This window comes from Microbacterium sp. 22179, assembly GCF_052045715.1.
Lineage (GTDB): Bacteria > Actinomycetota > Actinomycetes > Actinomycetales > Microbacteriaceae > Microbacterium > Microbacterium galbinum.
The window spans coordinates 367,367-391,881 of the sequence record NZ_JBQEPJ010000003.1; the positions used below are offsets into that span (position 1 = coordinate 367,367).

Consider the following 24,515-nt stretch of genomic DNA (forward strand, 5'->3'; position numbering starts at 1 on the left):
CGCGGGAGGGGCCGCACCGAGGGTTGCGTAGTCATCGCCGCCCCGCGCCGTCTAGCATGGGAGTCCCGGCACGCCCAGAGGAGATCCCATGCCGCCGAAGTCCCGCGGTGTCACGAGCATCGATGTCGCCAAAGCGGCCGGAGTCTCGCAGACCACGGTCTCGCGCATCGTCAACGGGCGCGAAGGGGTGTCCGACGACATCCGCGCCAAGGTCGAGGCGGCGATCGAGAAGCTCGGCTACCGCCCCAACCTCAGCGCCCGCAGCCTCGTCACCAGCCGCACGCAGACGATCGGCGTCGTGCTCGGCGACCCGCGCAACAGCTACTACGCCGAACTGCTGCACACCATCAGCGGCGAGCTCAACCACGCCGGCTACCGCACGCTCATCCTCTCGGGTCGCGCCGACACCACCGAAGACCTCGCCCGCACGCTCTGGGAGACCAACGTCGACGGCGTCATCCTCACCACCACGCTGCTCTCCCCCGACGACGAGGGGCGCATCGTCTCGCTCGGCGTACCCTCGGTCACGATGGGCCCGGGCGCCGCACCGGCATCCGACTCCATCTCACCCGACAACTTCGAGGGCGGACGCATCGCCGCCCGGCACCTGCTCGACCTCGGCCACCGGCGCATCGGCGTGATCTCGGGACCCCTGGGCGCAGCATCCGTCAACGACCGGCACCGCGGCTTCCTGCTCGAGTTCGCCGCCGCCGGTGTCTCCTTCGACGAAGACCTGCTCGAGGTCGCCGACCTCGACTACACGCGCGCCTTCGACGCAGCGACCCGCCTGTTGCAGCTGCCCGAGCCGCCCACCGCGCTCTTCTGCCACAACGACCTCGTCGCCTTCGGAGCGTTGAACGCGTCCACCGCGCTCGGCGTCGGGGTGCCCGAGGACGTCTCGATCCTCGGCTTCGACGACGTGGCGATGTCGTCGTGGCAGGCGTTCGACCTCACGACGGTGCGGCAGCCGATCCTCGACATGGCGCACGGCGCGGTCGAGCTGCTGCTCTCGCGCCTGGCCTCGCCCGAGCAGGATGCCGCCCACGTGCTGCTGCCCTGCTCTCTCGTCGAGCGGTCGACGACCCGCGCCCTCTGACGCGGGCTCTGGCGGGGACGCTTCGACAGGCTCAGCGACCCAGCTCCTCACGCCGTCCCCCGAATACTGGGTCCCTGAGCCTGTCGAAGGGCCCCACCACGCACGTGCTGCGCAGGAGAACACGGGCTCCGCAGGACCGGAACAGCGGATGCATCCTGCCGAAGGCGAGATCTCCTCCCGAGGGTGCAACCTCAGGCGGCCGGCACCTCGTCGTCGGCGCAGGAGAAGCGGGCGCGGTAGGCGGTCGGCGTCAGGCCGAGCACGCGGGCGAAGTTCTGACGCAGCACGGCCGCCGAGCCGAACCCGCACTCGTCGGCGATGCGATCGAGCGGGAGGTCGGTGCGCTCGAGCATCCGCTGGGCGTGGATGATGCGCTGGCGCGCGAGCCAGGCCGCCGGAGTCGCGCCGTACTCGGCCTTGAACCGGCGGGCGAAGGTGCGCGGCGACATGAGGGCGCGGGCGGCGAGCTGATCGACCCCGAGCTCGTCGCGCAGATGCTCGACGGCCCAGTCGGCGACCGCGGCGAGCGAGTCGCTCGGCACGACCGGGATCGGACGGTCGATGAACTGCGCCTGGCCGCCGTCGCGCTGCGGCGGCACGACCATGCGGCGCGCGATGCGATTGGTGAGCTCGGCGCCGAGCTCCTGCCGCAGCAGGTGCAGGCACGCGTCGATGCCCGCGGCGGTGCCGGCGCTGGTGATGATGCGACCGTCCTGCACGAAGAGCACGTCGGGGTCGACCTCGACCTCCGGGTACATCGAGGCCATGATCTCGGAGTACATCCAGTGCGTGGTGGCGCGACGACCGTCGAGCACTCCCGCGGCCCCGAGGATGAACGAGGCGCTGCAGATCGTGAGCACCCAGGCGCCCCGGGCGACCGCATCGCGGGCGACGTCGAGCAGCAGCGGATCGATGCGGTCCCAGTACTCCCGCGGAACCGGGCAGAACACGACGAGATCGGCCTCGTAGGCGAAGGAGAGGTCGTGCTCGACGTTCAGCGAGAAGCCGAGCTTGGAGGCCACGACGCCGGGATGCGGGGCGACGACGCGGAAGTCGAAGTTCGGAACGCCGTCGTTCGACCGGTCGAGCCCGAAGGCCTCGCACGCGAGGCCGAACTCGAACGGGGCGAACCCGTCCTGGACGATGCAGGCGACTGTCTTCATGCGCACTCCCGAATGGCAGATTTCATACGATATGCGTCCATCCTGCCACTCGTGGCGGATCGACGTCGACCGTAGCGTTTCTGCCATGGTACTCCTCATCCTCCTCGCCGCCCTCGCCCTCTGGGCTCTCGTCGCCACGGTCGTCGAACTGCGCCGTGACGGATACCGCGCCACGCCCACCGACTGGACCCGCGTCGTCGATCGCGAACCCCTGCGACGCGCCGAGTCCGGCCACGTCTACCGCTGACGTGCCCGTTCGCGAGGGCGCTTCGACAGGCTCAGCGACCCAGTGCCTCGCGCCGTTCCCCGGATCCTGGGTCCCTGAGCTCGTCGAAGGGCCGTCCCGAACCGTTCACCCCGCCGGGTCGCCCGGACGAGTACGCTCGGAGCCATGAGCGACCCGCAGCTGCCTCCCGTTCCCCCCACGCCCCCGAACGGGAACGCCACGAACCCGCCGCAGCAGCAGTTCCCGAGCGCTCCGCCGGCGGCATCCGCTCTTCCCGCCGACCCGCAGTACCCGGCCGCGCTGCCGTACGGTCAGCAGGCCCCGCAGCAGGCCCCGCAGCAGGCCCCGGCATACGGCCAGCAGCAGGCACAGCCCTACGGTCAGGCCGCCCCGCAGGGCGCCTACCCGCACCCGGGCGCCGCCTACTACGCCGCCACACAGCAGCCCGCATACGGCGCGAGCCCGGCACCGGCGCGCGCCGCCGGTTCATCGAACACCCTCGCGCGCGTCGCGTTCATCATCGCCCTCGCGGTCGCCGCGATCGGTGCGCTGCAGGTGCTGATCCAGCCGTTCCTGCTGTCGTCGATCGGTTACTACTCGGGCTACGGCGATGGCGGCTACGGCATCTTCACCCTGCTGTTCGGGGTCGTCACGTTCCTCGCCAGCGCCGCTGCCCTCGTGCTCGGACTCATCGCGGTGCGGCGCCCCGGCGGCCAGGTCTTCGCGGGGGTCGCGATCGGCGTCGGCGGCGTGCAGCTGCTCGGCATCATCCTCGGCTGGATCTCCAGCCTGTTCTACGCGTTCCTGTAAGCAGACTCACTCAGTCCTCGGCGAGCACGCGCTCGTAGACCTCGATCATCGCGGCGGTGCGCGACGACTGGCGGAACGCCTCGGCCACCGCGGGAAGCGGGGTGGGTGCCGTGCCGGCGGAGATATCGGATGCCGCGACCCGCAGCGTCTCGGCGAGCGCCGCGACGCGCGCCGGCTCCGCACCGTCGGCGTCGGCCACCGCCCAGAACCCGCCCCCGAGCTCGGCGGCGATGTCGGGGTCGCTGATGATCGAGGGCGTGCCGAGCGTCGCGGCCTCGAACGGGGTCATGCCCTGCGTCTCGAAGCCGATCGACGTCTGCACGAGCGCGTCGGCCGCGGCGATGCGGGCGAGGGTCTGCGGATAAGTGAGGCGCCCGGCGAAACGCACGCCCGGGCGTCCGGCGACGAGCTTCTCGGCCGCCGCACGCTGCCCTCCCCCGCCGATGATCTCGAGGTCGGCGTCGATGCCCGCCGCGTTCCACGCCTCGAGGAACGGCAGCAGCCGCTTCTCGGGGCTCATGCGGCCGAGCCACACGAACCGCGGGCGTCCCGGCATCCGTGCTTCGACAGGCTCCGCAACCGAATGCGCGCGGTCGGCGAGCACGGCGGCGCGCACGTCGTCATCGATGCCGTTCCAGATCACGTCGACCGCATCGAACACGTCGTGCTGCTCGAGGCGGCGGGCGAAGTGCGTCGAGGGGGCGGTGACGGCGGATGCCCCGGCCGCGAGCCCGCGCAGGAACGCCCAGCCGTCGCCGCCGCCGACCGGCCGACCGATCCCGCGCAGCGCCGCGCGGCGCCACAGGTTCAACGCCCCAAGCACCGGGCGGTGCAGCGGGGTGACCGCAGCGATCCCGACATCGACGCGATTGTGCATCGTGTGCACGACCGGGATGCCGTGGCGCTGCGCGTAGCGGTGACCGATGAACGCGCCCCAGAAATCGGCCTGCACGTGCACGAGATCGACGGGCGGACGCGTGGTCATCGCACGGTCGAGGAAGCGGTCGGTCGCCCGCCCCGGCCAGGTCATCGAGTACTCGCGGTCGAGCGTGATCGGCATCGAGGGCAGGTCGAGGTACGCGGCATCCGTCGCCCCGGCCGCTGCCCGCGCCCCGTGCATGCGCGGCGCGACGACGGTGACCGTGTGCCCGGCTCGCTCGAGGAACTCCCGCTGCAGTCGCATCGAGACCTGCGCCCCACCGAGCGAGTCGAGGTGCTGGTCGCCGAAGAACACGACGTGCATGCGCGTCACTCGGGCAGAGGGGCGTCGCGGTACAGCGCCTCGAAGGTGTCGAGGGTGCGATTGATGTCGTGGATCGCGACGCCGTCGAGCGACGCCTGCTGCATGCGCGCGTACTCGCCCGGCTCGGCGGTCAGCACGTCGGTCAGGCGCGCGGCGAGCGCGTCGGCGTCGCCGGGCTCGAACAGGTAGCCGTTCTCACCGTGGTGCACGAGGTGCGGGAGGGCGACGGCATCCGCGGCGACGATCGGCAGCGCCGAGGCCATGGCCTCCATCGTCGCGATCGACTGCAGTTCGGCGATCGAGGCGATCACGAACAGGCTCGCCCGCGAGAGCAGCATCCGCAGCTCGTCGTCGGAGGTGCGGCCGTGGAAGGTGACCCGGTCGCCGAGGCCGAGCTGGTTCGCGAGGTTCTCGAGCTGCTTGCGCTGATCGCCGCCGCCGACGATGTCGAAGGTGGTGTCGAGCGCCGGGTCGAGCTTGGTCATGGCCTGCAGGATGACGTCGATCTGCTTCTCGGCCGTGAGACGCCCGACGAACACGATCCGGTTCTTCTCGCGCGGGGCGATCACCGGGGTGTACTGCGAGCGGTCGATGCCGCAGCTCACCGGGATCACGTTCTGCACCGCGACGGTGCTCTCGAGGAAGTCGGCGGCCCGACGGGTGGGCGTGGTGACCGCCCGCGTCAGGTCGAAGGTGCGCTTGGCGTCGGCCCACGCGTGCTTCGTGATGAAGCGGTTGACGGCATCCGGCATCGTCGTGTGCTCGAGGATGTTCTCGGCCATGACGTGGTTCGTGGCGATCACGGGGATGCCGCGCTGGCGCGCGATGCGGGCGAGGCCGCGGCCGATCACGATGTGCGACTGGATGTGCACGACATCGGGGTTGACGCGGTCGAGCACGGTGCGCGCCCAGTGCTTCGAACGCCACGGCCACACGAAACGCAGCCAGTCGTGCGGCGCCCAGCGCACCGACGGCAGCCGGTGCAGGGTCATGCGCTCGCCCTCGATGATCTCGATGTGCGGCTTCGAGCGGCGGTACGCCTGGTTCGGAGCCGAGACGTGCACGTCGTGGCCGCGCTGCACGAGACCGGCGGCCAGACGCTCGGCGAAGCGGGCGGCGCCGTTGATGTCGGGCGCGAACGTGTCGGCGCCGATCAGGATGCGCAGCGGTCGCTCCCCGGTGTCGGGTGCGCTGGTCGGGTCGGTGGGAGAAACAGACATGCTGCCTTACGGTTCGCGGCCAGGGGTGCCCCGGAGGGCGCTGGCAACTCTACCCGAGGCCCCTGGGCGGGGCTTCGAGGCCCACCGGCATCCTCCCGGCAACACCGTCTACCGTGGAGACATGCGCCTGACTGCGGATGCCGACCCCTCGCTGTGGATCCCCGTGACCGACTCGCTGGGCTGGAAGGGCCGACGCCACCGCAAGGCGGCCATCCGGATGCTGCTGGGCCAGGCAAACGCGGCCCTCGGCGCGACCGAGCGGCCGGGGTCGCGCCTCGGCGCGTGGATGATGAGCCAGGCCGCCCCCATGCTCATGAAGCGCGCTGACGGGCGCGTGCTGGTGTGGACGTGGAAGGCCGACCCCGAGCTGGTCGTCGCGATGGCGACGACGCAGGAACTCACGCCCGAGGTGCGCATCGCGCGGGCGTCGATGCCGATGGAGTACGACGACACGGTCTCGTTCCGCACGGCGCTCGGCGCGGGCGAGAAGCTCGTCGTCGCGATGCCGCCGTCGCCGAGCGCCCCACCGTTCACGACCTACACGTGGGACACGGGGACGCACCTGGTGACCCTCACCGCGATCTGCAGCGAGCGCGAGCGCTTCGGCACCCTCGACGGTGCACTCGACGATCTGGCGCGCAGCATCCGCATCGCCGACGACCTCACCGGGGGCGAGTCGCCCGACGTGCTGCGCCTGCCACCGGCCTGAGGGGTCAGAACACGCCGCGCGTCGCGGTTCCGGCGCGGCGTGTCATGACCCCTCACGAGGAGAGAAGCGCATGCAGACGAGGGCCGGACGGGCATCCCACGAGGGCACGCGCACGAACCCGCGCGACTCGTAGAGGCGGATGACGTCGCCCCGCCAGTCCCAGACCGACAGGCGCACGTCGCCGGAGCCGGCCGCGATCGCCGCGTCGAGCAGCCCCGATCCCACACCCCGGCCCCGCACCTCGGGTGACGCCCAGAGCCGCTTGATCTCGACGCCCTCGGCATCGGGTCGCAGCACCACCACTCCCACGACCTCGCCGTCGAGCTCGGCGACGAACACGCGGCAGTCGCCGTAGGCATCCGCCGGGTCGTCGACCTCGCGGCGGTAGGCGTCGGGCAGGGCAGCGGATGCCGGGGCCGGCGCCGCACCGTGGGCGACCTTCTCGCTCTCGGTCTGACGGAGGTAGTCCTCGACGAGGCGCCCGACGGCGACGGCATCCGCCCCTCGGAGGTCGGCGGCACGGATCATCCCTCAAATCTCTCACGCGTACGCACCGCCGGACTGCCACAATGACCCCATGACCCCGGATTGGACGCCCCCGATCACGCGCGACGCACTGCGCGATCGGGGCGTCGCCTCACGCAAGCGCACCCCGCGCCGCGCTCTCGCCGCGCTCGCCACGACGCCCCGCGATCCCCTCGGCATCCTCGATCGCCAGAACCGCAGCCGCATCCCCGAACTGGTGCCGCTGCGCACCGAACGCATGGCGGCGAGCCCTTTCGCGTTCTACCGCGGCACGGCGGCGCTCATGGCGGCCGACCTCGCGGATGCCCCGCACTCCGGCATCCTCGTCGCGTCCTGCGGCGACGCCCACGTGTCGAACTTCGGGTTCTACGCCTCGGCCGAGCGCAGCCTGATGTTCGACCTCAACGACTTCGACGAGGCCGCGTGGGCGCCCTGGGAATGGGACGTCAAGCGGCTCGCGGCGAGCATCGTCGTCGGCGGACGGGCCACGGGACGCAGCGACGAGGTCATCGACGCGGCGGTGCGGGCGGCCGTCGCGTCGTACGTCCGCGGCATCCGTCGGGCGACCCTGCTCACCCCGACCGCCCGCTACTTCACGCACTTCGACGTCGAATCCTCGCGCGGGCTGCTCGACCCGGCCGCCCGCAAGGCGATCCGCGGGGCCGTGCGCCAGGCCCAGCGCCGCACCGGCGAGCGCGCCGTGCGCCGGCTGACCGAGACGGATGCCGCCGGCCGCCGCCGCTTCGTGCACCAGGAGCCCACCACGAGCCCGGTCGGCCCCGAGGTGCTCGCGATCGTGCACGAACTCGTCATGCAGTACCGCCGCAACGCCAGCGCCGACATCGCGCTGCTGTTCGAGCACTACGGAGTCAGCGACGTCGCCCGCCGGGTCGTCGGGGTCGGGAGCGTCGGCACGCGCTGTTACCTCGTGCTGTTCCAGGACGGCACCGGCGGCACCCTGCTGATGCAGCCGAAGCAGGCCTCGCAGAGCGTGCTCGTCGAGTACGGACGGGTGGAGCAACCCGCGGGGCTCCAGCACATCATCGACGAGCACGGCGAGGGCGCACGGGTCGTCGCGATGCAGCGGATCCTCCAGGCCGTGTCGGACCCGTTCCTCGGCCACCTGCGGGGACCGGCAGCCGACTACTACGTGCGGCAGTTCCACGACATGAAGGGTGGGGTCGAGGTCGAGGAGCTCGACGACGGCCCCTTCGTCACCTACGCGCAGGCCTGCGCCGCCGTGATCGCCCGGGCGCACAGCCAGTGCGTCACCGCCACCGAGGTCGCCGGCTACATCGGCGGCGGACGCGTGGTCGGCGAGGCGATCCTCGACTGGGCACGCGCCTACGCCGACGTGTCGTACGCCGACTTCGCGGCGTTCTCCGGCGCGCGGTAGCCCTCGGCGTTCCCCCGTGAGGGGTCAAGACACGCCGCGCGCACGGCATCCGATAGGGCGTGTCTTGACCCCTCACGGGGTCGGCGACCGCACGTCCGAGGTCGGCGACCGTGCGGATGCCGAGGTCGGCGATCGTGCGGATGCCGTGGCTAGGCTGGCCGGATGGACAACGTCGCCCTCTCCCCCGCCGACCCCCTGCGCTTCGGCGCCAACTACACGCCGCGATCGAAGTGGATGCACGCGTGGATGTCGCTCGACCTCGACGAGGTGCGCCGCGACTTCGCAGCCCTCGCCGATCTCGGCCTCGACCACCTGCGCATCTTCCCGCTGTGGACGGTGCTGCAGCCCAACCGCACGCTCATCCGCGAAGAAGCCGTCGACGACGTGCGCGCCGTGGTCGACGTCGCCGCGGAGTTCGGACTCGACGCGAGCGTCGACGTGATCCAGGGGCACCTGTCGAGCTTCGACTTCATCCCGTCGTGGCTGTTCACCTGGCACGACAAGAACATGTTCACGCACCCCGAGGCGCTCAGCGGGCAGGCCGAGCTCGTCGCACGCCTGGGCGAGCGACTGACGGATGCGCGGAACTTCCTGGGCTTCACACTCGGCAACGAGACGAACCAGTTCTCGGCGCAGACGCATCCCTCGCCCTGGCCGGTCACCGAGGCCGAGGCCGCGAACTGGATCACGACGCTGCTCGACGCGGCCGAGGCATCCGCGCCCGCGCAGCGCCACGTGCACAGCGAGTACGACGCCGCCTGGTACATGGACGGGCACGGCTTCACCCCGGCACTGGCCTCACGGCTCGGCGCGATGACCACCGTGCACTCGTGGATCTTCAACGGCACCGCGCAGAAGTACGGCGGGCGGTCGACGGCATCCGATCGTCATGCCGAGTACATGATCGAGCTCGCGCGCGCGTTCGCGACCGACCCGCACAAGCCGATCTGGCTGCAGGAGGTCGGGGCGCCGTCGAACTGCCTCACCCCCGAGCAGGCCCCCGACTTCCTCGAGGCGACGCTGCGCTCGGTCGCCCGCACCGACGACCTGTGGGGCGTGACGTGGTGGTGCTCGCACGACGTGAGCCGCGACCTCGCCGACTTCCCCGACCTCGAGTACACGCTCGGCCTCGTCGACCAGACGGGCACGGCGAAGCCGATCGGCCGCCGCTTCGCCGAGCTCATCCCGGAGCTGCGCGAACGCCGCCCGGCGCCGAAGCGCACGCTCGGCATCGTGGTCGAGGTCGACGAGGACGAGACGCCGATCAGCCGCGGGGCGATGAGCCCGGGCGGCTCGATCTTCCAGGCCTGGGTCGATGCCTGCGAGTCCGGCGCCGACCCCGCGTTCGTGACATCGAAGGATGCCGACGACGCGGCGCTTCGGGAACGGCGCGGCATCGGCGAGCTGGTGCGTCCGGTGGTCGAGCGCACGGCGTACGTCTCGCGCAACACGGAGGTCTGAGCGTCCTTCGTCTCGCTTCGCTCGCTCAGGAACCGACGGAGAAGACCGGTTCCTGAGCGAGGAGCGAAGCGACGAGACGAAGGGCCGGGGATCAGACCGCGACGTCTCCGACGAGGTTGACCTTGATGCCCATACCGGCGAACATCGCGGCCTTGGCGATGAGCGCCTTGTCGGCGGTCTCGGCGTCGGGCGCGTAGACCGTCTGGGCGTGGTTGGCCTTGTGGCGGGCCATGAACTGGTCGCGCGAGACGCCGTGCAGCACGACGTGCGCGATCGGCCACTCCGGGTTCGTGGCGTCCTTGCGGCGCTGCGTCTCTTCGGCGGGCAGTTCGACGACGGATGCCCGGAAGATGTCGGCCTGCAGGATGCCGTCGGCGATGAACACGCGCGAGAGAACGAGCTCACCGGGCTTCGAGACGCCGTTGATCGTGGCGCCGCCGGCCGGGAAGAACACGTGGCCCTGGCGCCAGCCCTCGGCGTTCTGCCATCCGCCGAGGTGTGAGGCGGGGACAGAGCCGGAGATCTCGTAGACCCACACGAACTGGCCGTCGTAGTCCTCACCCCAGCGCACGTCGTGCAGGGTGTTGTCGGGCACGAGGCCCATCGCGCGCCACACCCGGTCGGTGACGAGCGCGTCGACCGCGACGCCCTCGTCGGCCTCATTGAAGTGCGGGAAGGCACGACCCTCGTGCAGCACGCGCGAGCCGTCGCGCGAGGTGACCGGCGGGCGCTCGGTGGAGTTCAGGATGCCTTCGGCCAGGTCGGACGCCGGAACCAGGTCCTTCAGTCCCTGCTGGTACTGGATGCCGACCGCGTCGAGCCCGAAGTCGTCGGCGATGCGCAGCGCGGCGATGTACATCTTGAGCTGCCACTGCACCTGCTCGCGGGTGAGCTCGGTGGCGGCATCCTCGCCGTAGACGAACGTCATGCCAGCGTCGATCAGCCAGTCGTAGGCGGCGTTCGCCTCGTCGTCGGTGACCTCGAGCATCTCGGCGTAGAGCGCCGACTGCGACAGGCGCTCCTTGTAGATGCCGGTCTGGTTGAGCAGCTCGTCATCGAAGATGGCGTTGTACATGCCCATGCAGCCCTCGTCGAAGACGCCGATGATGGCCTTCTCGGCGAGGAGTTCGGCGGCGAGCGCCTCGCCCAGCTGCTTCTCGGGGCTGTCGGGCAGCTCGGGCAGCGGGCGCACGTGCGAGGCGTCGTGGGTGATGGCGCCGGTCTCGGTCCACTCCTTGATGCCGTTCTTGAACCACTCGTCGGTGAAGTCGACCGACCAGATCGAGGCGTAGGGCTTGTCCATCTTGGTGAGTCCGGCGTTCAGCCCGAGCAGACCGACGAGTCCGGGCCAGTCGCCCGCGAAGTTCGCGACCGTGAGGATCGGCCCCTGGTGCGTGCGGAGCCCGGCGAGCACGTGGTGCGAGTACTGCCAGACGGCCTCGGCGACGATGAGCGGAGCATCCGTCGGGATGTTCTTGAAGACCTCGAGGCCCATGCGCTGGCTCGAGATGAAGCCGTGGCCGGTGGCGGGGTCGACGTCGTTGGCGCGGATGACCGTCCAGCCGAGGTCGTTGAAGACGCCGGTGACGCCCGCCTCGAGCTCGACCTGCACGGGCCAACCGCCGGTGTTGGCGGCTTCGCGCAGGTCGCCCGAGGCGATCAGGTACGCGGTCTTCGGGGCGGATGCCGGGCGGGAAGCCGGGGTCGGCAGGGTGTAGGTCATGATTCCTCCGATGCGGGGGTGGATGCGGTGGTCGTGGGGCGGGTGGCGCCGCGCTGGTCGGCGGCGAGTTCGTGGACGACGTCGGCCGTCGCCGAATACAGGCGTACGTACCGGTCGAAGAGGGTGTCGTAGGTCGTGCGCAGATCGGCGTTCGGAGTGATCGTGTCGGTCACCGGGTTCCATTCGGTGATCAGCGGCGGCTCCTCGGCCGTGGCCACCGCGGCGAGGAAGGCCGCACCGTAGCTCGCGCCGATCGTGGTCGCCGGAACCTCCTGCACGAGCCCGGTGACGTCGGAGACGACCTGCAGCCAGAGCCGCCCCTGCGTGCCGCCGCCGACCGCGACGATGCGGCGGATGTCGGCGCCGGCCGCGCGCATGGTCTCGACGTTGTGGCGCACGCCGAGCGCGGTCGCCTCGAGGGCCGCGCGGTACAGGTCGCCGCGGGTGTGCTCGAGGGTGAGGCCGGCGATCACGCCGCGGGCGTCGGGGTCCTGGATCGGGGTGCGCTCCCCCGCGAAGTACGGGAGCACGAGCAGGCCGCGGGCGCCGGCCCCGGATGCCTCGGCCTCGGCGAGGAGCTGCGGGTAGTCGGCATCCGTCAGGTCTGCGAGCCAGGCGGTCAGCGCGCCCGAGGTCGAGAGGCCGCCCGCGAGATTGCGGGTGCCGGGGAAGGCACCGGCGGTGGTCCACATCGACGGGGTGCGGAGGGTCTCCTCGCCCGTCGCGACGAGGAACATCGTCGTGCCGTACATGAGCATGAGGTCGCCGACCTCGTGCGCGCCGACGCTGACGGCCTCGGTCCAGGCGTCGATCGTGCCGGTGATGACGGGGGTGCCGGCCGGGATGCCGGTGATCTCGGATGCCTGCGTCGTCACCGTGCCCGCGATGTCGCCCGCCCAAGCGAGGCGCGGCTGCACGATCGCCGTCGCGTAGCGGCCCCAGAACGGCGCGTGCCAGCGCTCGTTCTCGATGTCGTAGAGCGGCGAGACCTGGCTGGCCGACTGGTGGTCGAGCACGTAGGCACCCGTGAGCTTGCGGGCGAGCCACGACGCCGGCATGAAGAGGCGACGGGCGCGCGCCCAGGCATCCGGCTCCTCCTCGGCGATCCATGCGATCTTCGGGCCGCCCGCCTGCGAGGTGAGCACCGAGCCGCCGACACGGGTGATCTCGTCGATCCCGAGGTCGGAGGTGATGCGCTCGATCTGCGCGGTCGCGCGGGTGTCGACGCCGTAGAGGATCGCGGGGCGCACGGGCTCGTCGTTCTCGTCGGCGAGCAGGATGCACGGACCCATTCCGCTGACGCCGACGGCGGAGATCTCGGCATCCGGGTGGACGGCGATCAGTTCGCGGGCGATCGAGGCGAACTCGTCCCACCAGATCGCGGCATCCATCTCGACCCAGCCGGTGCGCGGACGCGAGACGTCGTGCGCGCGGGTGGCGGTGGCGAGGATCGTGCCGTCGGATGCCGTGAGCACGCCCTTGGTGCTGGATGTGCCGACGTCGACCCCGAGGGTGCATCGCATGGTGGTCCTCCTTGATCACGCTCGGTTTCAGGATATGTGAAATCGATTTCAGATCGCAAGTGGGATCTGTGGTTGCGTAGTCAGTCTCGGCCGGGACACCCACTCCTGGGGTGCTGAGCCTGTCGAAGCATCCCCGGGCGGCCCTTCGTCTCGCTTCGCTCGCTCAGGAACCGGTTCCTGAGCGAGGAGCGCAGCGACGAGACGAAGGGGCGACTAGCGGGTCGAGCTCGCGCGCTGCGTCTCGCCGCGCAGCACGACCGTGCGAGCGGGCTGGGTATCCCCCGCGATGCGCTCGAGCAGCATGCGGGCGGCCGTCACGCCCATGTGCCGCGCCGGCAGGCGCACGAGGCTCACGGCCGTCGGCGACAGCGTCGTGAACGGGAGCGATCCGACGACCGCGACGCCCACGGCCGGCGGGGTCAGCCCGCGTTCGGTGAGCACCTGGATCGCACCGACGCCGATGAGGTTGTTACCGGCGACGACGGCATCCGGCGGTTCGGGGAGCGCCAACAGCTCCTCCATCGCCGCCCGCGCCCCGTCGACCCGGAACGTCGCGAACCGCTGCAGTGCCGCGATGTCGGCTTCCCGCCCGGCATCCGTCAGCGCCTGCCGCCACCCGGCGGCACGATCGGCGGCGGTGTCGATGTCTTCCGGCCCACCGATGTAGGCGATGCGGCGGTAGCCGGCGGCGATCAGCGACTCGGTCGCCGCGACGCCCGCCTCGCGGTTCGCCATCACGACGCCGTCGAGGTCATAGCGCGTGGCGCGGTCGACCGCGACAACGGGGCGACCGGTCGCGAGGATGCTGTCGAGGTTCGTCGCGTCGGATGCCGCGGCGATGATGACGCCCGACATGTGCTCGGCGATGGCGATCTGCAGGTAGGTCGACTCCTTGTCGGGCTGCGAATCGGAGTTGCAGAGCACGACCGAGTACCCCGCCTCGCTCGCGACGTCTTCGACGCCGCGGGCCATCTCGGTGAAGTACGGGTTCTCGATGTCGGGGATGACGAGCGCGATCACCTCGGACGTCTGCGTGCGCAGGCTGCGGGCGGCACGGTTGGGCGTGAAGTCGAGATCGGCGGCGGCCCGGCGCACGGCCTCGACCTTCTCGGGCGAGACCTTGGTGCCGTTGAACACGCGCGAGACGGTCGCCGGTGACACTCCGGCGCGCGACGCGACGTCGTAGATCGTGGTCATGTCTCGCCCTCTGCTGCCCGGATGCTTCACCCTATCCGCCCCGCCCGTGCATCGATCGGTGCCAAGCGTCGGTTATGGCCCGCGAGAACCGTCATTTCGCACCGATCGATGCACGCGGGCGGGGTCAGGCGGCGTCCTCGGCGGCGGTCGTCGCGATGTGCTGCTGCAGGCGTGCGTGCACCTCGTCGAGTCGGGCGCGCGCGGCATCGTCGAGGCGCGGCAGCGGCGAACGGCAGTCGCCGAGCGACAGGGCGGATGCCTTGCCGCCGAGGTACTTCGCGGCGCCGAAGACGCCGACCTCGACCATCGCCTCGACCGTGTCGTTGATGCGCACCTGCACGGCGCGAGCCCCGGCGAGGTCGCCCGCCTCGAACCGGCGGCGCAGCGACAGGAAGAGCTCGATCTGCAGCGCGACGGTGGTGCCGATCGCTCCTCGCGCACCGATCGACAGCGCCGGCAGGTAGAACTCGTCGAACCCGTTGATGAGCGTCTGGTGCGGGAAGCGGTGCAGGATGCGCTCGGCGCCGTAGAGGTTGCGCGAGGTGTGCTTGACGCCGATCACCTGCGGCAGGGCGAGCAGTTCGTCGAAGCCGCCCTCCGAGATGTCGCGGCCGGTGAACTGCGGGATGTTGTAGAGCACGAACGGCAGGTCGACGGCGTCGATCACGGTGCGGAAGTGCCGCACGACGTCGTCGGTGGAGTAGCCGTAGTAGAGCGGCGGGATCATCGAGATCGCGCCGACCCCGGCATCCTTCGCGGCCTGCGCGATGCGCACCGCTTCACCGGTCGACATCGCACCCACGTGCGAGACGACGGGCACGCGCCCCGCGGCGGCGGCGACGGCGGTCTCGGCCACGGCGATGCGCTCGGACTCCGAGAGCAACACGCCCTCCCCCGACGAGCCGCACACGTAGACGCCCTCGACGCCCCGGCGGATGTCGCCGTCGAGCATCGCGGCGAGCGCCGCGTGATCGACGCTCTCATCGGGACGCATCGGCGTGACGGCGGCCATGAAGAGCCGGGTACCCAGCAGGTCGTTCACCATGCCGTCCACCCACCGTCGACGACGACGTTCGACCCGGTCATGTAGGTCGAAGCGTCGGAGGCGAGGAAGACCAGGGCGCCGTTGAACTCGTTCGCCTCGGCCATCCGTCCGATCGGCATGCGGGCGGTGTAGTTGGCCTGGAAGGTCGCGTCCTGCGTGTCGCGGCGCACACCCGAGGGCGTGAGCGTGTTGACACGGATGCCGGCGCGCCCCCAGTAGGTCGCGCAATAGCGGGTGAGGTTGTAGAGGCCCGACTTCGCGGCCGAGTACGCGACCGGCTTGATGAACGGGATGCCGGTCTGCTCGGCCTTGTAGGCGTAGATGTCCTGCACCGGCGAGACCATGCCGTAGATCGATCCGACGTTGACGATCGAGCCGCCGAGTCCGGCGTCGCGCATCCGACGACCGGCCGCCTGGGTGACGAGGAAGGTGCCGACGAGGTTCGTGTCGACCACCTCGCGGAACACCTCCGCGGGGAACTGCTCGAACGGGCCCGAGACCTCGGGCGGCGCGCTGGGCTGGGTGTCGAGACCCGCGTTGTTCACCACGACCGTCGGCACGCCCCAGGTCTCCAGCACCCGGTCGAATCCGGCATCCACGCTCTGCTGGTCGGTGATGTCCATCGCGACCGCGAGCAGCCGGCCGTCGGGGTCGGCGATGCCGAGCTCCGCCGCCGGGTCGGCCACCTCGCGGCGGGAGGTGACGGCGACGCGCGCACCGCGCCCGTGCAGTTCGCGCACGAACTCGGCGCCGATCTGGCCGAAGCCGCCGGTGACGACCACCACCTTGTCGCGCACGGAGAACAGCGGGTCGAATCCTTCAGACATGTCTTTCGATACTCCAGGTTGCAGGGCGCTCAGCCCTTGACGGATCCGGCGGTCAGCCCCGACACGATGCCGCGCTGCGCCCACAGGAAGAAGATGATCGCGGGCAGGGCGAACAGCAGGGCGCAGAACATCACGACGTTCATCGGCGTGTAGAACTGGCCGAGGAACGACGACAGACCCACGGATGCCGGCCACAGATCGCTCGACGAGATGAACGTGTTCGCGAACATGAACTCGTTCCAGCCGTCGAAGAACGCGATGACCGAGGCGGCCGCGATGCTCGGCATGACCAGTGGCAGCACGATGGTGGTCAGGATGCGCAGGCGGGAGCAACCGTCGATGCGCGCCGACTCCTCGATCTCGTAGGGGATCTTGTCGATGCCGCTCTTGATGATGAACATCGCCACCGGCATCACGAACGCGGTGTCGGCGAGCACGAGGCCCCAGTGGCTGTTGAGCAGCCCGGCCCCGGCGAAGATCGCGTACAGCGGCACGATGATCAGCGCTTCGGGCAGCATCTGGGTGCTGAAGAAGATGAACCCGGCGACACCGCGGCCGTGGAACCTGTAGCGGCTGAGCGCGTAGGCGGCCATGGTCGCCAGCACCAGACTGAGGATCGTGGTGCCCGCGGCGATCACGAAGGAGTTGCCGAGCCAGCGGAAGATCGGGATGTCGGCGAGGAACCCGCCCCACTGCCCGATGTTCTGCACCTCGGGCACGAGCGGCTGCGATCCGCCGTACAGCGAGGCCTCGGTGCCGAGCGAAGTCGACAGCATCCAGTAGACGGGGAAGCCGGCGAACACGACGAGCAGGGTGATCAGCGCGGCCTTGCCGAGGCTGCCGAACTTGGCGGCGACGCCGCGGCGGCGCGGGAGGTCGGTGGGAATGCGCACGGTGGTCATCGCTGGCTCTCCTGACGTTCCTGGATCTGCTCGACGATGAAGTAGACGACCGTGACCAGCAGCGAGAGCACGAGGCCGAGGGCGCCGATCGCGGCGGCCCGCCCGAGGTTCTGGTCCTGGAATGCGGTGCGGTAGACGTTCACCACGAGCGTGTTGGTGACGTCGAGCGGTCCGCCGCCGGTGATGAGGAAGATGATCTCGAAGCGCCGGATCGACCAGATCGTCATGAGCAGCGTGATGACGCGGATGGTCGGCATGATGTGCGGGAGGGTGACGGCGCGGAACGACTGGAAGCGCGTCGCGCCGTCGACCCAGGTCGCCTCGCGCAGCTCGTGCGGCACGCTCTGCAGGGCGCTGAGCATCACGAGCATGACGAGCGGGGTGAGCTTCCAGACCGTCGCGAGCGTGACGGCGAAGAGCCCGTACTGCGGATCGACGAGCCAGCCGTGCTCTCCGAGCCCCAGTGCGCTGGTGGTGCGGTTCAGGATGCCCTGCTCGTTGTTGTAGATCCACACGAAGATGAGGGCGGCGGCGACGGTGGGCACGGCCCACGGGATCGTCGCGATCGCGCGGATGATGCCCCGGCCCTTGAACGCGGTGTTGAGCAGCAGGGCGCCGGCAGTGCCGATAGCGACCGAGAACACGACGGTGAAGAACGTGTAGAGGAGGGTCGTGGCGACCGAGGTCCAGAACTTGTCGCTCGAGAGCAGATAGTCGTAGTTCTCGAGACCGACCGGGCGCCCACCCGAGGGGTTCACGAGCTTGGTGGCCGTGAACGACAGCAGCACGCCGCGGATCAGGGGGAAGACCGTGAAGATCGCCAGGTAGGCGATCGCCGGGAAGAGGAAGAGGTAGGCGCCGTTGCGCTCGATGAAGCGCGAGATCGCACCGCTGTCGCGGCGACGCCTCGGCGGCGAGGCAGGGGGCGCGGTCTGCGGCGCCTCGAGCGTGGGGGTGGCCATGGCCGGGTGTCCTTTCGCGTGTCGCGGGAGTGGCCGAGGGGCGGGCGGCCGGGAGAAGAACCGCCCGCCCCTCGGAGTGCTCAGCCGAGTTCGGCTTCGAGGGTCTCCTGCACCTCGGCGAGCTTGGCCTTCACGTCGCCGCCGTTGACCCGCAGGTCTTCGATCGCCGTGAGCACCTCGCGCCAGATGACCTTGCTCTCGGTCTCGAAGCCCTCGACGAGCGTCGACTTCGAGGTCTTGGCGGCCTCGAGGAACTGCGTCGCCCAGGGGTTCGCCTCGAGGAAGGCGGCATCCGGCTCGACGTCGGTCGCCATGGCCGAGGCGCCGAGGCCCGCACGGATCGCGGTCTGCCCCTCCTCGCCGAGCACCCAGCGCACGAAGTCCTTCGCGGCCTCCTTGTTGTCGCTGTTCGCGTTGACGGCGATGATCAGCTGCGAGTTCGAGCCGGGGTTCGCCAGCGGCAGCGGAGCCGCGCCCATGTTCTGCCCGTTCACGGCGTTGTCGGGGTTGCTCGTGATGGTGGTCGCGACGCCCGAGTTCTCGAACAGCATCCCGACCTGGCCCTGGCCGAACTTCGCGCGGAACGTCGACGCGTCATCGCCGATGGGCGCGACGCCCGAGGCGAAGGTCTCGAGGAACGCCTCGACGGCCTCGACGTTCTCGGCGCGGTCGATCGTGAGCGCATCGCCGTCGCTCAGCTCGCCGCCGAACCCGTAGATCCAGTTGGCCATCTCGAGCGTCCAGCCGTCGATCTCGGCGGTCTGGTGTCGACCCGCCCAGCCGGCGATGCCCAGCTCGTCCTTGATGGTCTGCGCGGTGGTGAGGAACTCGTCGAACGTGGTCGGCACCTCGAGTCCGAGCTGCGCGAAGATGTCCTTGTTGTAGATGACGGTGCTGTAGGTCGGGCGCTCCCAGTTGAAGCCGTACTGCCCGCCGTCGAAGACGCCCGCCTCGTTGGTGTTGTTGAGGTCGTCTCCGAGCTCGTCGGCGATGTCGTCGAGGGGCTCGAGCACGCCGGCATCCACCAGCGAGGCGAACTGGCTGTCCTGCAGCACCATGACGTCGGGCCCGCCACCGGCACCGAGCTCGGTGCTGAGCTTGTCGGCGTAGTTCGCGAACGGGATCTCGACCTTGGTGAGCTCGATGTCGTCGTTCGGTCCGGTGTATCCCTTGACGGCATCCCAGATGATGGGACCCTTGCCGTCTTCGAGGAACTGCCAGTTCGAGAACGTCAGTTCTCCTCCGGCGCTTCCGGCATCGCTCTCTCCGCCCGATGCGCAGCCCGCGAGGGCGATGGCGGCGACGGCGGCGAGGCCGGTGATCCGCAGCGCGCGTGCGTTGCGGGACGGGTGTAGGGGGTTCGACTTCACTGTTCACTCCTTTGGCCAGCAAGTTCTCTGCGACGATGCAGCCGACTCCTCGCTCGGGATGCGTGAAATCGGTTTCATAAAGATAACTTCGTAGTCTTCCCCCTGTCAAGCACAAAATGGTTACGCAACCTCAGCGGCTGTGAACCAGCGTGCGGAGGCGTCAACTTCCGTGAGGGGTCACGACACGCCGCGACTCGCGGGAGCATTGCGGCGTGTCTTGACCCCTCACGTGCAGAACAGACGGAAAACGACGGATGCCGCGGGGGCTGAGCCCCGCGGCATCCGTCGTTCCGTCTCTGAGGTCAGGCGAGCCAGGCCGGGGCGCGCCCGCGGAGCACGCCGCGGTCGACCGAGAAGCGTCCGGCACCCGTGAAGGCGATCGCCAGCGCGGAGGCGCCGAGCAGGGCGACGAACTCGTAGCCGCCCTCGCCGACCCAGAAGCCCGCGGGCAGGTGCACCAGCACGAGCGCCACCACCATGTCGACCGCCAGAAGGATGCCGGCGAGGCGCGAGAAGAGGCCGAGCACGAGCATCGCCCCGCCGATCAGCTCGAGGAAGGCGACGAAGGGGGCAGCGATCTCGGGCAGCGGCACGCCCATCCCGGCGAAGCTCTGCGTGGTTCCGGCGAGCGTGTACTCGAAGATCTTCTGCGCGCCGTGGGCGAAGAAGATGCCGCCGACGACGACGCGGAGGACGAGGAGTCCCCACGCGGTCGCGGCGGAGGTGTGGGCGGTGGTGTTCGTCATGAGGAGGCCTTCCTTCGTGGCAGGACACCGCGCGCCAGGCGCGGAGCGGGCAGGGGAACCCGTCTTCGACGCTAGGAAGGCCACCTTTCGGTTTCCTGTGGGCGGGGCCCGCAGGCAAGGCTCAGGGACCCAGTTCCTCAGGCCCGTCGACAGGCTCAGGGACCCATGCGGCTGGGTCGCTGAGCCTGTCGAAGCGCCCCACACGAGACACTCAGCGGTGCGCGGTGACCACCTCGGCGACGGCGGTGCGCTCGGCCTCGGTCGGCTCCGCGATCGCCATGCGGCAGTACGCGTCGACCACGTCGAGCACGCGGTACGCCTCCTTCATGCGCGCCATGTCTCCGCCGATCAGAGACACCACGTCGTCGACGGCGGTCTGGGCGGCGGCGATCGCTCCCGCATCACCCGAGCGCCCGGCATCCGCGAGCGCCCGGAACGGCTTCGGCGTGACCGACGAGACACCCGAGACGACGCCCTGCGCCCCGGCGCCGACGGCGGCGATCAGGTCGCGGTCGGCTCCCGTGTACAGGTCGAAATCGGCGGGCACGACCGCGCGGTACGCGGCGATCTCGTCGAGCGACAGCTCGCTGAGCTTCGCGCCGACGATGTTCGGCAGCGCCGCGAGGCGCACGAGCAGCTCGGGCGAGACCGTGTTGCCGCTGCGCGCCGGGTAGATGTAGACGTACAGGCGCCCGTCGCCCACGGCATCCGACACCGCCTGGAAGTAGTCGAAGATCGCGTCGTCGGTCGACTTCAGGTAGTACGGGGTGAGGGCGGCGAACTCGGTCGCGCCGAGTCCGCGGGCGATCTCGACCAGGCGCACGGCCTCGAAGGTGCTGGGCTGGCCGACGTGCACGATCACGCGCATCTTGTCGGCGAGCTCATGCAGAGCCGCACCGACGAGCGCCCGGAACTCCTCGACGTCGACCGCGGGGAACTCCCCCGTCGTGCCCAGGATGAACGCGCCCTCGTTGCCCGACTGCCCGACGAAGCGGAAGATCGCGCGCGACCCCTCCAGGTCGAGGCTGCCGTCGCGGTGGAACGCGGTGGGGACGGCGGTCAGGATGTCGTAGCGGGTCACTTCTCGTTCTCCTTGGAGTTCTTGCGCGCCTTGCGGAGCGCGCGGGGGGATGTGTCGACGTTGCGCACGGTCGACGTGAGCAGGTCGGGGTTCGCGGCGAGTTCGTCGTGCGCCTTCTCGATCTGCTGGCGGCTCTCGTCGTCGAGGATCGAGTCCTCGAGCGACTTGCGCTCGGCGCGCGGCTTGCGGGCGGCACGGATCGCGGGCATCACGATCGAGAGCACCGCGAGGGCGAGCAGCACGATCGCGATCGGGCTGACGACCTCGAAGAACGGGCGCGTCGGGAGGATCGCGAGGGTGCGGGCGAGGTTCTCCTCGGCGAGCGGGCCGAGCAGCAGACCGAGCACGACGGGGCCGGCCGGCACCTGCATCCGCTTGAGCAGCACGCCCACGACGCCGAAGACGAGCATCGTGACGACGGTCGACAGGCTGTTCGAGGTCGCGTAGGTGCCGATGATGCAGAAGATCAGGATGCCGCTCCACAGGTACGGCTGCGGCACGTCGAGCAGCTTCACCATTCCCTTCATGCGGATGAGGCTGAGCACGAGGGACAGGATGGTCGCGACGAGCATGATGCCGACGATCGAGACGACGAGGTCGGGGCGGTTGGTGAACAGCGTGGGCCCGGGGGTGATACCCCAGATGATCATCGAGCCGATCATGACGGCCATCACGGAGTCGCCGGGGATGCCGAGCGCCATCGTGGTGGTGAGCGATCCGCCGAGCGTGGCACTGGAGGCGGTGTCGGATGCCGCGACGCCCTCGATCGACCCCTTGCCGAACATCTCGGGGTGCTTCGAGACCTTGCGCGCCCGCTCCCATCCGATGAGGCCGGCGATGTCGCCGCCCGCGGCCGGGATGAGTCCGACCCCGAGGCCGACGGCGCCGCCGACCGCGGTGGCGCGGCCCGACTGCTTGAGCTCGGACCTGTTCGGCCACCAGCGACCGAGGCTCGAGATCGGCCGCACGTGCGACTTCTTGTGCGTGAGCAGCTGGTCGAACAGCTCGGCGATGCCGAAGAGACCGATGATCACGGCGATGAAGTTGACGCCCTCGACGAGCTCGAGCACCCCGAAGGTGAAGCGCTGGTCGGCGGTCGCGGCGTACGTGCCGACGCTGCCGAGCATGAGACCGAAGAGCCCGGCGAGGATGCCCTTGAGCATCGACTTCGACGAGATGCCGATCATGATCGAGATCCCGAAGACGACGAGCGCGAACAGCTCGGGCGACTTGAAGTAGTCGCGGGCGAAGCTGGCGATCGGCACGGCGGCCACCGAGAACAGCACGAGCGAGGCGAGGATGCCGACGGCCGAGACGATCGCCGAGATCGTGAGCGCGAGTCCGGCCCTGCCCTGCTTCGCCATCGGGTACCCGTCGAGGGTGGTGGCGATGGATGCCGGGGTGCCGGGGGTGTTGATGAGGATCGACGGCACACGGTCGCCGAAGTTGGCGGCGACGTAGATGGTGAGCAGCACCGCCAGGCCCTGCACGGGCTCGAGGGTCATCGTGAAGCCCGCGGCGAGGGCGACGGCCATGGTCGCGGTGATGCCGGGGAAGGCTCCGACCATGAAGCCGAGCACGAGCCCGACGCCCATGTAGAGCAGGATCGAGATGTCGAGGAGCGAGTTCAGCCCCTCCATGAGCGCGTTCACAGGGGAATCCTCAGGAGCATCCCGAACACGACGTAGACGAACGCCGTGACGGAGGCGGAGTAGATGACGAGGCTCAGCCAGCGGCGGTGGCCGTAGAGGAGCATGAGGGCGGCCATGAGCAGGGCGGCCGCGACCGGGAACACCTCGATGCGGTAGCCGAACAGGATGACCGTGCCGAGCGACCAGAGGGCGATGAAGGCGCCGGTGATCGCGAGCGTGGCGATGACGCGCAGGTAGCCGCCGGGCTGGATGCGCTCGAGGTCTTCACGGGTGGGTGCCGGCCGGGTGAGGGCGATGGCGAGGATCGCGATCGCGATGACCACGCCAGTGACGCCGATGACGAGGGGCCAGAATCGGGCGTCGATCTGCCCGGGAGCGGCCTCGCGGCGCAGCGGGATCTGCGTGGAGAGGAAGAGGTAGCCCGCGGTGAAGGCGAGGGCGACCACGCCGAACGCGATCTCGAGGCCCCGCGAGGCGGGTGCGCCCTCGTACTCGTCCGCGGATGCCGCGTCGGCGGCGATGTCGGGGGTCGACATGGGTTCTCCTTCGTTGGAGGGGGTGCGCTGCGGGGCCGACGGACGCCGGCCCCGCAGGAGTGCTCTCAGCCCAGGAGGTCCTGGAACAGCGTGAACTGGTCGTCGACGAAGGTCGTCCACTCGGCCGAGTCGCGGTAGACGACGAGGTTGCCGGCATCCGCCTGGAACTGCTGGTAGGTGTCGGACTCGACGGCCTCCTTGACCGCGGCCTCGAGCGTCTCCTTCACGTCGTCGGGCAGACCCTTCGGCGCGTAGATTCCGCCCCACCCACCGAACACGACGTCGTCGCCGATGGCCTCTTCGACCGTCTCGACGTCTTCGGCGTCGGGGTGGCGCTCGTCGTTCATCACGGCGAGGATGCGCACGGCGTCGCCCTGCGCGAGCGCTTCGCCGAGTCCGGAGACGGCGGCGACGGTCTCACCGGATGCCGCAGCGGCGACGGCGGTCGCGCCACCGTCGTACGGGACCGGGGTGAAGTCGGCATCGGTCGCGGTGCCGAGGCCGACGGTCGCGGCCTCCCAGATCGAGCCGGCGCCGGAGTTGGCGACGGTCACGGGGCCGGACTTCGCCTGCGCGACGAGGTCTTCGAGGGTCTCGATTCCGCTGTTCGCGCCGACCGTGATGACGCCGGGGGCGAGCATGATCTGGCCGAGGAGGTCGAAGTCCTCCGGCAGCACGTTGGCGCCCTGCGTGGTGTTGAGCATGGCGATCTCGACCGGGGCGAAGCCGATCACGTAGCCGTCGGCATCCTGCGAGCCGACGTACTCCATGGCCAGGGCTCCGGCCGCACCGGGCATGTTCTCGGGGATGACGCTGACGCCGAGGATCTTCTCGAGCTCGGTCGCGAGGGCGCGCGACGACAGGTCGGATCCGCCGCCGGGGTTGGCCTGGATGATCAGGCGGATGTCCTTCTCAGGGAATGCCGACGCGGCATCTTCGCCCTCTTCGACCTTGGTGCAGGCCGAGACGACGAGAGCGGTGGCTGCGAGGGCGGCGAGTGCGGCGGCCGCCCGGGTGATGCGCTTGCGGGGCATCTTTGCTCCTCTACGTGGGTCGACCGTGTTGTCGACACCGTGAGGCTAACAGTGTTGACTGTTAACAG

General features: G+C 70.0%; 23 protein-coding genes. 6 read left to right on the forward strand and 17 right to left on the reverse strand.

Going from position 1 to position 24,515, the window contains the following annotated elements; genetic code table 11:
- The first annotated feature begins 88 nt into the window (after nucleotides 1-88).
- A complete protein-coding gene (locus tag ACTJKK_RS09455; protein WP_440747795.1) occupies nucleotides 89-1,096 on the forward strand; it encodes a LacI family DNA-binding transcriptional regulator in 1,008 nt (335 codons plus the stop codon).
- Between the two features lie 191 nt (nucleotides 1,097-1,287).
- Here the strand turns inward: ACTJKK_RS09455 and ACTJKK_RS09460 are convergent, their stop codons facing one another.
- Nucleotides 1,288-2,259 (reverse strand): GlxA family transcriptional regulator, encoded by a 972-nt coding sequence (locus ACTJKK_RS09460; RefSeq protein WP_440747796.1) that lies wholly within the window; start codon nucleotides 2,257-2,259, stop codon nucleotides 1,288-1,290.
- Nucleotides 2,260-2,344: 85 nt separating this feature from the next.
- Here ACTJKK_RS09460 and ACTJKK_RS09465 point away from each other — a divergent pair, with 85 nt between their 5' ends.
- Nucleotides 2,345-2,506, forward strand: a complete 162-nt coding sequence (locus ACTJKK_RS09465) for a hypothetical protein (protein ID WP_247624357.1) — start codon at nucleotides 2,345-2,347, stop codon at nucleotides 2,504-2,506.
- 144 nt (nucleotides 2,507-2,650) lie between these two features.
- A complete protein-coding gene (locus tag ACTJKK_RS09470; RefSeq protein ID WP_440747797.1) occupies nucleotides 2,651-3,295 on the forward strand; it encodes a hypothetical protein in 645 nt (214 codons plus the stop codon).
- A gap of 10 nt (nucleotides 3,296-3,305) precedes the next feature.
- Here the strand turns inward: ACTJKK_RS09470 and ACTJKK_RS09475 are convergent, their stop codons facing one another.
- Together ACTJKK_RS09475 and ACTJKK_RS09480 are read right to left on the reverse strand one after the other, a co-directional pair.
- Nucleotides 3,306-4,538, reverse strand: a complete 1,233-nt coding sequence (locus ACTJKK_RS09475; protein ID WP_440747798.1) for a glycosyltransferase — start codon at nucleotides 4,536-4,538, stop codon at nucleotides 3,306-3,308.
- A gap of 5 nt (nucleotides 4,539-4,543) precedes the next feature.
- A complete protein-coding gene (locus tag ACTJKK_RS09480; RefSeq protein WP_440747799.1) occupies nucleotides 4,544-5,758 on the reverse strand; it encodes a glycosyltransferase in 1,215 nt (404 codons plus the stop codon).
- A 121-nt stretch (nucleotides 5,759-5,879) separates the two neighbouring features.
- Here ACTJKK_RS09480 and ACTJKK_RS09485 point away from each other — a divergent pair, with 121 nt between their 5' ends.
- Nucleotides 5,880-6,467 carry a hypothetical protein gene (locus tag ACTJKK_RS09485; RefSeq protein WP_247624354.1) on the forward strand — a complete coding sequence of 196 codons (588 nt, stop codon included), beginning with the start codon at nucleotides 5,880-5,882 and terminating at the stop codon, nucleotides 6,465-6,467.
- Nucleotides 6,468-6,509: 42 nt separating this feature from the next.
- Here the strand turns inward: ACTJKK_RS09485 and ACTJKK_RS09490 are convergent, their stop codons facing one another.
- A complete protein-coding gene (locus tag ACTJKK_RS09490; RefSeq protein WP_440747800.1) occupies nucleotides 6,510-6,995 on the reverse strand; it encodes a GNAT family N-acetyltransferase in 486 nt (161 codons plus the stop codon).
- A 49-nt stretch (nucleotides 6,996-7,044) separates the two neighbouring features.
- Here ACTJKK_RS09490 and ACTJKK_RS09495 point away from each other — a divergent pair, with 49 nt between their 5' ends.
- Together ACTJKK_RS09495 and ACTJKK_RS09500 are read left to right on the forward strand one after the other, a co-directional pair.
- Entirely contained in the window at nucleotides 7,045-8,388 is a 1,344-nt protein-coding gene (locus ACTJKK_RS09495) for a DUF2252 domain-containing protein (protein ID WP_440747801.1), read from the forward strand.
- A 162-nt stretch (nucleotides 8,389-8,550) separates the two neighbouring features.
- On the forward strand, nucleotides 8,551-9,849 hold the full coding sequence (locus tag ACTJKK_RS09500; RefSeq protein WP_440747802.1) for a glycoside hydrolase 5 family protein: 1,299 nt from the start codon (nucleotides 8,551-8,553) through the stop codon (nucleotides 9,847-9,849).
- 91 nt (nucleotides 9,850-9,940) lie between these two features.
- On the opposite strand, the gene ACTJKK_RS09505 is transcribed toward ACTJKK_RS09500, so the two are convergent.
- From ACTJKK_RS09505 to ACTJKK_RS09565, 13 genes are all read right to left on the reverse strand, one after another.
- Nucleotides 9,941-11,572: a fucose isomerase gene (locus ACTJKK_RS09505; protein ID WP_440747803.1), complete on the reverse strand. Its 1,632-nt coding sequence runs from the start codon at nucleotides 11,570-11,572 to the stop codon at nucleotides 9,941-9,943.
- Nucleotides 11,569-13,095, reverse strand: a complete 1,527-nt coding sequence (locus tag ACTJKK_RS09510) for an FGGY-family carbohydrate kinase (protein WP_440747804.1) — start codon at nucleotides 13,093-13,095, stop codon at nucleotides 11,569-11,571. The genes ACTJKK_RS09505 and ACTJKK_RS09510 overlap by 4 nt, the downstream gene beginning before the upstream one ends.
- A 213-nt stretch (nucleotides 13,096-13,308) precedes the next feature.
- Nucleotides 13,309-14,292, reverse strand: a complete 984-nt coding sequence (locus tag ACTJKK_RS09515) for a LacI family DNA-binding transcriptional regulator (RefSeq protein ID WP_440747805.1) — start codon at nucleotides 14,290-14,292, stop codon at nucleotides 13,309-13,311.
- Between the two features lie 124 nt (nucleotides 14,293-14,416).
- Nucleotides 14,417-15,337 carry a dihydrodipicolinate synthase family protein gene (locus tag ACTJKK_RS09520; RefSeq protein ID WP_440747806.1) on the reverse strand — a complete coding sequence of 307 codons (921 nt, stop codon included), beginning with the start codon at nucleotides 15,335-15,337 and terminating at the stop codon, nucleotides 14,417-14,419.
- Entirely contained in the window at nucleotides 15,331-16,164 is an 834-nt protein-coding gene (locus ACTJKK_RS09525; RefSeq protein ID WP_440747807.1) for an SDR family oxidoreductase, read from the reverse strand. Before ACTJKK_RS09525 ends, ACTJKK_RS09520 begins: the two co-directional genes overlap by 7 nt.
- A 29-nt stretch (nucleotides 16,165-16,193) precedes the next feature.
- The gene (locus ACTJKK_RS09530; RefSeq protein ID WP_440747808.1) at nucleotides 16,194-17,066 is read right to left on the reverse strand and encodes a carbohydrate ABC transporter permease; all 873 of its coding nucleotides are present in this window, start codon (nucleotides 17,064-17,066) and stop codon (nucleotides 16,194-16,196) included.
- Complete coding sequence (locus ACTJKK_RS09535) at nucleotides 17,063-18,028, reverse strand: carbohydrate ABC transporter permease (protein WP_440747809.1); 966 nt, start codon at nucleotides 18,026-18,028, stop codon at nucleotides 17,063-17,065. The genes ACTJKK_RS09530 and ACTJKK_RS09535 overlap by 4 nt, the downstream gene beginning before the upstream one ends.
- Before the next feature lie 80 nt (nucleotides 18,029-18,108).
- A complete protein-coding gene (locus ACTJKK_RS09540) occupies nucleotides 18,109-19,398 on the reverse strand; it encodes an ABC transporter substrate-binding protein (RefSeq protein WP_440747810.1) in 1,290 nt (429 codons plus the stop codon).
- Nucleotides 19,399-19,700: 302 nt separating this feature from the next.
- A complete protein-coding gene (locus tag ACTJKK_RS09545; protein ID WP_247624341.1) occupies nucleotides 19,701-20,144 on the reverse strand; it encodes a DoxX family protein in 444 nt (147 codons plus the stop codon).
- Between the two features lie 211 nt (nucleotides 20,145-20,355).
- Complete coding sequence (locus tag ACTJKK_RS09550) at nucleotides 20,356-21,225, reverse strand: dihydrodipicolinate synthase family protein (RefSeq protein WP_440747811.1); 870 nt, start codon at nucleotides 21,223-21,225, stop codon at nucleotides 20,356-20,358.
- The gene (locus ACTJKK_RS09555) at nucleotides 21,222-22,877 is read right to left on the reverse strand and encodes a tripartite tricarboxylate transporter permease (protein WP_440747812.1); all 1,656 of its coding nucleotides are present in this window, start codon (nucleotides 22,875-22,877) and stop codon (nucleotides 21,222-21,224) included. The genes ACTJKK_RS09550 and ACTJKK_RS09555 overlap by 4 nt, the downstream gene beginning before the upstream one ends.
- Entirely contained in the window at nucleotides 22,874-23,413 is a 540-nt protein-coding gene (locus tag ACTJKK_RS09560; protein WP_440747813.1) for a tripartite tricarboxylate transporter TctB family protein, read from the reverse strand. The genes ACTJKK_RS09555 and ACTJKK_RS09560 overlap by 4 nt, the downstream gene beginning before the upstream one ends.
- A 65-nt stretch (nucleotides 23,414-23,478) precedes the next feature.
- Complete coding sequence (locus tag ACTJKK_RS09565) at nucleotides 23,479-24,447, reverse strand: tripartite tricarboxylate transporter substrate binding protein (protein ID WP_247957050.1); 969 nt, start codon at nucleotides 24,445-24,447, stop codon at nucleotides 23,479-23,481.
- Nucleotides 24,448-24,515 lie beyond the last annotated feature (68 nt).

Coding starts and splice junctions, on each gene's coding strand:
- ACTJKK_RS09465 (WP_247624357.1), top strand. CDS start 2,345: ATGGTACTCCTCATCCTCCTCGCCGCCCTCGCCCTCTGGGCTCTCGTC.
- ACTJKK_RS09455 (WP_440747795.1), top strand. CDS start 89: ATGCCGCCGAAGTCCCGCGGTGTCACGAGCATCGATGTCGCCAAAGCG.
- ACTJKK_RS09545 (WP_247624341.1), bottom strand. CDS start 20,144: ATGACGAACACCACCGCCCACACCTCCGCCGCGACCGCGTGGGGACTC.
- ACTJKK_RS09515 (WP_440747805.1), bottom strand. CDS start 14,292: ATGACCACGATCTACGACGTCGCGTCGCGCGCCGGAGTGTCACCGGCG.
- ACTJKK_RS09495 (WP_440747801.1), top strand. CDS start 7,045: ATGACCCCGGATTGGACGCCCCCGATCACGCGCGACGCACTGCGCGAT.
- ACTJKK_RS09485 (WP_247624354.1), top strand. CDS start 5,880: ATGCGCCTGACTGCGGATGCCGACCCCTCGCTGTGGATCCCCGTGACC.
- ACTJKK_RS09490 (WP_440747800.1), bottom strand. CDS start 6,995: ATGATCCGTGCCGCCGACCTCCGAGGGGCGGATGCCGTCGCCGTCGGG.
- ACTJKK_RS09565 (WP_247957050.1), bottom strand. CDS start 24,447: ATGCCCCGCAAGCGCATCACCCGGGCGGCCGCCGCACTCGCCGCCCTC.
- ACTJKK_RS09520 (WP_440747806.1), bottom strand. CDS start 15,337: ATGGTGAACGACCTGCTGGGTACCCGGCTCTTCATGGCCGCCGTCACG.
- ACTJKK_RS09530 (WP_440747808.1), bottom strand. CDS start 17,066: ATGACCACCGTGCGCATTCCCACCGACCTCCCGCGCCGCCGCGGCGTC.
- ACTJKK_RS09470 (WP_440747797.1), top strand. CDS start 2,651: ATGAGCGACCCGCAGCTGCCTCCCGTTCCCCCCACGCCCCCGAACGGG.
- ACTJKK_RS09560 (WP_440747813.1), bottom strand. CDS start 23,413: ATGTCGACCCCCGACATCGCCGCCGACGCGGCATCCGCGGACGAGTAC.
- ACTJKK_RS09535 (WP_440747809.1), bottom strand. CDS start 18,028: ATGGCCACCCCCACGCTCGAGGCGCCGCAGACCGCGCCCCCTGCCTCG.
- ACTJKK_RS09475 (WP_440747798.1), bottom strand. CDS start 4,538: ATGCACGTCGTGTTCTTCGGCGACCAGCACCTCGACTCGCTCGGTGGG.
- ACTJKK_RS09525 (WP_440747807.1), bottom strand. CDS start 16,164: ATGTCTGAAGGATTCGACCCGCTGTTCTCCGTGCGCGACAAGGTGGTG.
- ACTJKK_RS09505 (WP_440747803.1), bottom strand. CDS start 11,572: ATGACCTACACCCTGCCGACCCCGGCTTCCCGCCCGGCATCCGCCCCG.
- ACTJKK_RS09500 (WP_440747802.1), top strand. CDS start 8,551: ATGGACAACGTCGCCCTCTCCCCCGCCGACCCCCTGCGCTTCGGCGCC.
- ACTJKK_RS09510 (WP_440747804.1), bottom strand. CDS start 13,095: ATGCGATGCACCCTCGGGGTCGACGTCGGCACATCCAGCACCAAGGGC.
- ACTJKK_RS09460 (WP_440747796.1), bottom strand. CDS start 2,259: ATGAAGACAGTCGCCTGCATCGTCCAGGACGGGTTCGCCCCGTTCGAG.
- ACTJKK_RS09480 (WP_440747799.1), bottom strand. CDS start 5,758: ATGTCTGTTTCTCCCACCGACCCGACCAGCGCACCCGACACCGGGGAG.